We start from the raw sequence: 6,982 nt of genomic DNA, 5'->3' as shown, positions 1-6,982 counted from the left end.
CATGAATGCGACGAAGGCCATTCGTGCCGCGCAGAGGAAAGCGCCTGGCGAGCAGGTGAAGCAACTCGTGTTCACCGGGGAAGAGTTCACTCCGGAAGCTGTGCGGAAGCTGCGTGATGAGCGGTTGGGGTAGTGGGCGTCGGGCCGTTCGGTTTCAGATTGCGCTTGGAGGTTTTCGCTGCTGCTAGGGAGCTGCGGAGCGTTCGAATTGCGGCGGGGCTGATTGAAGTCGCTGCTGGTGGGCGTAGTGTGTGAAGAAGGCGATGGGTTTGCTTCCCGGATTTGATTTGCGGGTACCAGGGTAGCCTCGCCAAGGCTCGGCAACCCTTCGCTATGCTACGCAGCACCTTTGGTGCTGGTGTGAGGCGGAGCGGATGAAACCATGCCATCTCTGAATGACGTTCATGCTGTCCTTGGTTGGGGGTGGGTGATTGAGGGATGTCAGGGGACGTTCGACCGGAGCCGACAAAATGCCGGCACTCCCAGTCAAGAGCTGCGCATGACGCAGCGCGTCTGGTGGCGGCATGGCGGAGGTGTGCAGTGGGGAAAGAAAAAGGATGCGTCATTGGGCGATGTTTGAAGACGTGTTTTGTCGCTGACGCTGTGACGTTTGGCCGTGGCGGCGTTTTGTGTCACCGCTACGCGGTTCCACGACCTTTGAGAGGGGTGGGTGATAGGGTCCGTGGGCTGGCACCCTCGATTACGGTTGTGCCAGCCCTACGGGCTTTCGGAGGGAGGCGCATGGGGCGTGAGTTCCGTGGGCTAGCACCCACGATTACGGATGAGCCAGCCTTCCGGGCTTTCGGAGGGAGGCGCATGGGGCGTGAGTTCCGTGGGCTGGCACCCACGACTACGGATATGCCAGCCTTCCGGGCTTTCGGAGGGAGAGTGTGTGTGGACTGCTGAGAGGTGCGGATGTGGCGGGAGAGCTGTGCTCATCTCGCGGAGCGAGATGGCTACTTTTCAAACAGCGCCTAACATCCCCCACATCACGCCAAGATCTCGTGGATCACGCGGCCGCCGAGGTCGGTGAGGCGGTAGTCGCGGCCGTTGTGGCGGTAGGTGAGTTTTTCGTGATCGAGGCCGAGGAGGTGGAGGAGGGTGGCGTGGAGGTCATTCACGTGGACTTTGTCTTCGACGGCTTTGTAGCCGAACTCATCGGTGGCGCCGTGGTGGACGCCGGCTTTGATGCCGCCGCCGGCCATCCAAATGGTAAAACCTTTGGGATTGTGATCGCGGCCGACGCTGCCCTGGGAGTCTGAGGTGCGGCCGAATTCACCGCCCCAGATGACGAGGGTTTCATCGAGCAGGCCACGTCCGGCGAGATCGGCGAGGAGTGCGGCGGCGGGTTGATCGGTGGCGGCGCCGCAGGAGCGATGATTGGTTTCGATGTTGTTGTGGCCGTCCCAGGGGACGTCGTCGACGGCGCCGTCGCCTCCTGCGTTTTTGCCGGCGAAGATCTGCACGAAGCGGACGCCGCGCTCGACGAGACGGCGGGCGGTGAGGCACTGGCGGGCGAAGACTTCGCAGGTCTTGTTGTCGAGGCCGTAGAGCTTTTTGGTGGCATCGCTTTCGTGGGTGAGATCGAGCGCCTCGGGGGCGTCTGTCTGCATGCGGTAGGCGAGTTCGAAGGAATTGATGCGGGCGGCGAGATCGGTCTGCGGGGCGCGGAGCTGCGCGTGCTGCTGGTTCATCTCCTTGATGAGATCGAGCGAGGAACGCTGCTGCGCGGCGCTCTCCATGGTGGAGCGTGAGAGGTTGTCGATGACGCCGTTGCGGCGGGCATCGAGGGTGAGGGCCTGGAAGGATTTGGGCAGGAAGCCGGCGGACCAGATTTGATCGTCGCCACGGGGGCGGCGCTCGTGCATGACGACGAAGGAGGGGAGGTTTTGATTTTCGGTGCCGAGGCCGTAGGTGAGCCAGGCTCCGGCGCTGGGGCGGCCGGGCTGGCTGTCTCCGCACATGAGCTCCATGGAGGCGGGGGCGTGGTTGTTTGCCTTCAGATGCATGGAGTGGATGAAGGCCATCTTGTCCACATGCTGGGAAAGATGTGGGAAGATACCAGAAACCCATGAGCCGGACTCGCCGTGCTGTTTCCAATCGAAGGGGGACTTCAATATTTTGCCGCTGGTGGTGAAGAAGCCGGTCTTGGAATCGCTGCCGGGGAGGGGCTGGCCGTTGCGCTTTTGCAGCTCGGGCTTGTAGTCCCAGGTGTCCACCTGCGAGGGGGCGCCGGTCATGAAGAGCCAGATGACGGATTTGACCTTGGGGGGGAACAGGGAGGGCCGCAGGGCCATGGGATTGAGCGGGGCGGGTGCTCCCCTGCCCTGCTGCTCTGCGAGCATGGTGGCGAGCGCGACGGAGCCGAAGCCGAGGCTGCTCTGCTGCAGGAAGCGACGGCGCGAGGGCAGGAGCGAGGCGTTGGTGGTGAGGTCGTTGAACATGGGGGTGGGAAGTGGGGCGTGGGCTAGAGCGCGCTGTGGGTCGGAATGCGATGGACAGTTATGTCAGTCGATACCCAGCGATCGCCAATCGCCCCAGATCGACAGACAGGAGTGTCTATCGTACTTACCGGAGCGTGCTGTGACGAATGGGCCATGGGGTATTTCATTGGCGCTAGTCCACGTAGATGAATTCGTTCAGGCAGAGGAGCGCGTGGCAGAACTCGCGCTGGGCGAGGGTGGCGGAATCGGGCTTGCTGCCGAGGAGTTGCGTTTGCTGATCGATGAAGGCCTGCATGCGCTGGGTTTCATGGGGCTCTGGGAGGCGGCCGAGGGCGAACTCGTAGGCTTTGCTGATGATGGCTGCGGTATTGGCGGGCTTGGTGGCGAGGATGCGAGTGAGCAGCTGCGCGGCGAGATCGTGCACGAAGGGTGAATTCATGACGGCGAGCGCCTGCGTGGGCACGGTGGTGTTGCCGCGATCGCCGATGCTTTGCGTGGGCTCGGGCGCATCAAACATGGTCATGAAGGGCACGAGCTCGCTGCGCTTCACACGTAGGTAGACGCTGCGGCGGGTGCTTTCGTTGCTGGTCTCAGAGGGGCCGTACATCTTGACGTCGAGCTTGCCGCCGAGCTGCAGGAGGGTGTCGCGAATGGCCTCGGCCTCCAGCCGTCGTGCGGGACGCTGGGACCAGAGGTGGTTTTCGGGGTCAGCCTGCAAATTAGCGGTATTCAGGTCGCCGGACTGGGTGTAGGCGGAGCTGAGGAGGATGAGGCGGTGGATGGGCTTGAGGCGCCAGCCATTTTTGACTAGCTCTGAGGCGAGCCAGTCGAGGAGCTCGGGATGGGTGGGCTTCTCTCCCTGCGTGCCGAAGTCATTGCTGGTGGGGACGATGCCACGGCCAAAATGCTGACGCCAGAGGCGGTTGACAATCACGCGTGCGAGCAGCGGACCGCCGCCTGCCTGGGCATCGGTCATCCAATTGGCCAAGGAAAGGCGAGGATGGATGGCGGGCTTTTTTTCCTCGGGTGGTGGCACCCATTTCTTTTCGGCATCGCCGGAGCGCATGAGGACCTGGATGAAATTGGGGCTGGCCTTGCCTTCCTTGCGGTCGACCTCGCCACGGCGGAGGAAGAAGACATCCTGGCCGCCGGCCTGCGTGGTGTAGACTTCGGTGAGCACGGGCTGGGGGCGTTTGCGCTCGTGCTCGGTGACGGCGGCGGTGAGCTGACGTGCGCGGTCATCGAAGCGGCTGAACCAGCGCGTCACGCTGGCGGGGGCGGCTTTGGCAGCGCTCAGCACGCGGAGCTCGCGGAGGTTTTGCATGTCTTCGGCATCGGCGATCTTTGCGAGTTCGCTGCCGTTGTTGAACGCGAGGCGGATGCGGCCGAGGCCGAAGAAGTTGGTGAAGCGGAGCTGGATCTCGAAGGCGGTGCCGCCGTCAAAGCCCACGGCTTCGCCATCGATGGCGTAGACGGCGGCGTGGTCCTTGCCCATCTGCGGGGCAACGCCCCAGCCGGTGCCGGGATTGGCATCGACGGTCTTGGCGAATTCGTAGTTCTTCTGTTCAAAGCTGACCTGCGCGGCCTTGAGCTTGAGCGTCACGGGCTTGGCCTTGTTTTTTGCGTCGAGCGGCTTGGCGATGATTTTTACATCGCCGAGGACGAAGTTGCCGTTGTCGGACAAGCCGGGGCCTTTGGAGGGCAGCGCGGGATCGCTGAGGGCATCGAGGCGGAAGGCGCGCACGCCTTTTTGATGGGTGATGACTTTGAGGGTGTAGACGTCGTCCTTGGTCTTGTTGCCGGTGTAGATGACGTGGCCGTCGCGATCGGCGATGAGGCGTGCGCTTTGAGCGGTGGCGGACTGGACGTCGAAGACCTGCCATGGCGCGGTGGACTGGAGCGTGGGCAATTGATCGCGCTGCCATGCCTGGTAGCGCGTGGGGAGTTCTTCGGTCTCGAATTTCTTCAGTGCGGCCTGCAGGGGTGCGCCGAGCTGATTGTGCACGACGAGCTTCTTCTGCGTCTCTGCGTAGGAGAGATCGATCTTGCTGGGTGACTGCACGGTGGTGGCCAGCGCGGCGGCGATGCCGTAGTAGTCGCGCTGCGGCAGTGGATCGAACTTGTGATCGTGGCAGCGCATGCAGGCCATGGTGAGGCCGAGGAAGCCGCTGCCGATGGTGGAGACCATGTCATCGAGCTGATCGTAGCGGATTTTTTCCACGGTCTTGGCGGTGATCTGGCCGGGATAGGGACCGGCGACGAGGAAGCCGGTGGCGCTGGCGCCGTCATACTGGCCGGGCTTTAGCTGATCTCCGGCGAGCTGCATGCGCACGAATTCATCGTACGGCATGTCGTTGTTCATGGCCTTGATGACCCAGTCGCGGTAGTGGTAGGCACCGGGGCGGAAGCCGTCGAACTCGTAGCCGCCGCTCTCGGCGAAGCGCACGACATCGAGCCAGTGGCGTGCCCAGCGCTCGCCGTACTTGGGGCTTTCGAGCAGGCGGTCGATGAGCTTGGCATAGGCGTCTGCGCGGGTGTCATTGAGGAATGCGGCGCGCTCTTCCGGCGTGGGTGCCAAGCCGGTGAGATCAAAGGTGACACGGCGCAGCAGCTTCTCTTTGGTGGCGAGCTTGCCGGGCGTGAGGCCTGCGGCTTCCTGCTTGGCGAGGATGAAGAAATCGACGGGGGTGTGCACGCCTGAGGTGTTTTTTACGGCAGGCAGGGCGGGCTGGGTGAGGGGCTTGAAGGCCCACCAGTCTTTGCCGGCGGCGACATCGATGGTGCGTTTCGATTTGACGACGGGTGCGGTTGCGAGGCGGGGATCGGGCGCGCCCAGCTCGATCCACTTGGCGAGATCTGCAATGACATTTTCTGGTAGCCTGCCTTTGGGGGGCATTTCCGCGTCCTTGATTTCATGGCGGATCACTTTGATGAGGAGGCTGTCGGATGGCTTGCCGGGGACCAGGGCGGGCCCGGTTTCGCCGCCGCTCATGAGGCCCTGCTGGCTGTCCACGAGGAGGCCTGCCTTGAGCTTGCCTTTCTCCTGCGCCTGCTCCGAGTGGCAGCTGTAGCAGTGCTCTGCGAGCACGGGGCGGATTTTGGATTCGAAGAAGGCTGTGTGCTCCGCTGAGATGTCGGCTGCCGTTGCGAAAGAGCATGAGGCCGCGGCCGCAAAGGTGATGGAAGCGGAGAGGAGGTGAGCGCGAGAAGCGACGGTCATGGTGGGGTTGGATGCGAGGCAGGATCAACTACGTGCCAGCAGCGGGTGGTTATTGCGGGGGAGCGGGAATCTTTGGCGCCTGCGTGGGCCTTGATTTCGGCAGAGGAATGATTTGGCAAAGGAATGTGCCGGATAATCCATTTCTCAGCGCGTGTGTGAGGTCATCGACAAAATGGCTGGCAACTTTTTCTTTCCCCTTCAATCAATCAGTTCGTCACACCCCACACCATGAAGCACCGCACATTCCTTTTGTCTCTCACACTCGTCCTCTCTCTGCACGGCGCGCTTCGCGCAGAGGAGCCGCAGGTCATTCACCTGTGGGAGAAGGGGGCGCCGGGATTTGAGAAGCTGAAGGATGAGCCGGAGGTGATGAAGGGGAGCTCGGTGACGCATGTGAACAATCCATCGATCACGGTGTTTCCTGCGCCGAAGGAGAAGGCGAACGGGGCGGCGATCCTAATCGTCCCTGGCGGCGGGCATCGGCAACTGGGCTTTGGTGGTGAAGGCGTGGAGCCTGCGAAGCTGCTGAATGAGCTGGGGGTGACGTGCTTTGTGCTGAAGCACCGGCTGCCGCGTGAAGAGGGCTCGCCCTACAACCTCGACATCCACCCGCGCCAGGACGGGCAGCGGGCGATGCGCGTGATCCGCACACGGGCAGCGGAGTGGAACCTAGATACGAAGCGGATCGGGATTCTGGGCTTCTCTGCGGGTGGTGAGGTGGTGGCGATGGTGGTGTACGGCCCGACGGCGGGTGATGCGGGGGCGACGGATGTGATCGACCGTGCGAGCTGCCGCGCGGATTTTCAGATTTCCATTTATCCGGGGCCGCTGGGCGTGCCTGCGGGGCCGATCCCTGCCGATTCGCCGCCGGCGTTTTTCCTGGTGGCGAATGATGACACGAGCCATGTGAAGCCCATTCTGGATCAGCTGGCTCAGTACGAAGCCGCGAAGCTGCCTGTGGAGGTGCACCTGTATGCGCGCGGCGCGCATGGCTTTGGCATGGGGGGACGGTCGAAGTTTGCCTCGATCAAGACGTGGACGCAGCGCATGAGCGACTGGCTGGCGGACAGCGGGTTTTTGGCGGCTGCGCAAGAGAAACCGAAGGCGGGTGGGAAGTAGGGGGATGTGGTAGAAGAGAGCCGGTGATGGTGGAGGGGGCGCTGGGCAGCGGCGGCTTGGGGACAAGCCGCCCTACCTGCTTAGGGGTGGGCGGATGTTTGGCGGTTAATTCTACTTTGGTAAGTTCTGATGTTTGGCTGGTCTGAGCGGGTAAACGAGATTAAGCGGGGAGGCAGGACGGTCCGTGTTGGAGCACTGC

At 62.8% G+C, this 6,982-nt stretch carries 3 protein-coding genes; 1 reads left to right on the top strand and 2 read right to left on the bottom strand.

Going from position 1 to position 6,982, the window contains the following annotated elements; genetic code table 11:
- Positions 1-989 precede the first annotated feature (989 nt).
- Positions 990-2,444: a DUF1501 domain-containing protein gene (locus ACIREA_RS22835; RefSeq protein WP_397384656.1), complete on the bottom strand. Its 1,455-nt coding sequence runs from the start codon at positions 2,442-2,444 to the stop codon at positions 990-992.
- A 172-nt stretch (positions 2,445-2,616) separates the two neighbouring features.
- Positions 2,617-5,664: a PSD1 and planctomycete cytochrome C domain-containing protein gene (locus tag ACIREA_RS22830; RefSeq protein ID WP_397384655.1), complete on the bottom strand. Its 3,048-nt coding sequence runs from the start codon at positions 5,662-5,664 to the stop codon at positions 2,617-2,619.
- 228 nt (positions 5,665-5,892) lie between these two features.
- Between ACIREA_RS22830 and ACIREA_RS22825 the strand changes: the two genes are divergently transcribed.
- Positions 5,893-6,783 (top strand): alpha/beta hydrolase, encoded by an 891-nt coding sequence (locus tag ACIREA_RS22825; RefSeq protein ID WP_397384654.1) that lies wholly within the window; start codon positions 5,893-5,895, stop codon positions 6,781-6,783.
- Positions 6,784-6,982 lie beyond the last annotated feature (199 nt).

The sequence above is a fragment of the Prosthecobacter sp. genome (assembly GCF_044373815.1).
Classification (GTDB): domain Bacteria; phylum Verrucomicrobiota; class Verrucomicrobiia; order Verrucomicrobiales; family Verrucomicrobiaceae; genus Prosthecobacter.
Note: the sequence above shows the minus strand (reverse complement) of the source record. Positions and strands in the feature narration are given on the sequence as shown.

Bases quoted from the DNA above. Each gene is read 5' to 3' on its own strand.
- ACIREA_RS22835 (WP_397384656.1), bottom strand. From the start codon at position 2,444: ATGTTCAACGACCTCACCACCAACGCCTCGCTCCTGCCCTCGCGCCGT.
- ACIREA_RS22830 (WP_397384655.1), bottom strand. From the start codon at position 5,664: ATGACCGTCGCTTCTCGCGCTCACCTCCTCTCCGCTTCCATCACCTTT.
- ACIREA_RS22825 (WP_397384654.1), top strand. From the start codon at position 5,893: ATGAAGCACCGCACATTCCTTTTGTCTCTCACACTCGTCCTCTCTCTG.